Here is a 1,888-nt window from a genome sequence, read left to right as displayed (position 1 = left end):
TTTATATTGATAATCAATTATATGTATGTCTTATCAGTATTATAAATTGATATAAGTTATTCATATTAATTGTATATCAAATTATTAAACTTAAATATTTAACTTAATAGGAATGTTTTATAGATTGAAAACCATTGAATTTGTTCTATTTATAGCTACATAATTACTTCATGTTAATCAGTTTATATTTTTGTATTTCAAAAAAATATATAATTTAATAATAATATAATCCATTTAAATTTAGTAGATCGTCCTCGTTATAACGAGGATGCATGAGAAAGGCGATTTTATCGCCAATAAAAACGTGCTTATTTGTAAACCCAACTGACGTCATTCTCGCGCAGGCCTATCGTGTAGACATATCTTTTGGTTTGGGTTTTTATGCGTTTTGCTAACCAACTTTAATAAAGCAAAGGTTTTACCGAAGAACGCCGTCAATCCCAAGTGGCGGAGAAATCAAAAAAATAGTTACACAAAAGAAAAAATAGCACTACCAAACCTTAAACGTAGTGGTTTTGTGTTCATAAACGCTGCTTCAAAATGTTACGAAAATTGAACACAAAACGAAGTGCCGCTATTTTTTTGATGTGCTTGGATTGTGCTGAGCCGCCTTGTTGGATTGACAAAGCGCTTTGGGTACTTTGGCGCTCCAAAGTACCATGCCCTGCGGCAAAGAGCGGAAAAATCAATATTTGTTTCCACGTGACGATTTTTTTCGGAACATAGCGCTGTTAATTACAGGAAAGATGCTGAAATAAATTCAGCATGACGATCGACCTAGGCAACGACGCTAAAAACAAATGTAAATAAAGAGAGATGTGTCCACACGATACGCGCAGGCGGGAACCATGATGTGCTCAGCGAAGCTGATGTTAAAGCTTAAGCACGATTTCCAATCAAGTTGGAATGATGGAACGACTTATAAATACTCCGTGCCATCTATATCTCCCGTAGCTAAAAATTGTTAACGCTATCTATAAACTTTCTTTAATCATCCTATCAATGTGCAGATTTTACCCTTATTTTTCGCTAACCTGAAATTTATTGTGATTTTTGTGCCATAACCATAGCTTATAATTTGCAGATACCTCCCATATTTTAGCCATTATATTTAATTGTTATTGAATAAAAATAGCTTTTGGGATATTTGCCTAACACAAAATAATATGTTTGAAAAGAAAGTTTACCTCCAAAGAAGAGCAGCACTAAAATCAAAGATAAATTCGGGAATATTACTCTTTTTGGGTAATGAAGAAAGTCCGATGAATTATAAAGACAATACCTACCATTTTAGGCAGGATAGTACCTTTTTATACTATTTTGGGATAAGTGAGCCATCTTTGGGCGCTATCATCGACCTTGATGAAGATCAGGTAATCCTTTTCGGTGATGAAATGGGAATTGACGATATCGTGTGGATGGGCAGACAGAAAACATTGGAAGAAAAAAGTTTGGATGCCGGCTTAACCAAAGTTCTACCTTTAGCGCAACTGGATACTTATCTTAAGCAATACCAAGACAAAAAGCGTCAGGTTCATTTCTTACCTCCTTACCGCTCAGAGAATAAAATTAAATTGGCCAGCTGGCTTAATTTGCCTGTCGATCAGCTTAAAGAAAAAGCATCACTTAGTTTTATTAAAGCCGTTGTGGCACAACGATCGATTAAATCTGTTGAAGAAATTGAAGAATTAGACCGTGCAGCAGCAATATCGGCCGATATCCATTTAATGGTAATGCAACAGGCAAAACCTGGCATGTACGAACGCGAACTTGCGGCAAAAATTCAGGGTGCTGCATTGGCTTCGGGCGGTAATCTGGCTTATCCGGTTATTTTGACCGTTCGTGGCGAAATTTTGCACAACCACTATCATGGCAATCAGCTAAAGGA

General features: G+C 36.0%; 1 protein-coding gene. It reads left to right on the top strand.

The window, feature by feature from the left end; all coding sequences use genetic code 11:
• Window positions 1-1,166: 1,166 nt before the first annotated feature.
• A partial coding sequence (locus AC1DPQ_RS26540; protein ID WP_477611404.1) for an aminopeptidase P N-terminal domain-containing protein occupies window positions 1,167-1,888 on the top strand: 722 nt, incomplete at its 3' end.

The sequence above is a fragment of the Pedobacter sp. 01T416_2 genome, assembly GCF_056398925.1.
The sequence above is the reverse complement of the archived record's forward strand: the minus strand, read 5'-3'. Positions and strand labels throughout refer to the sequence as shown.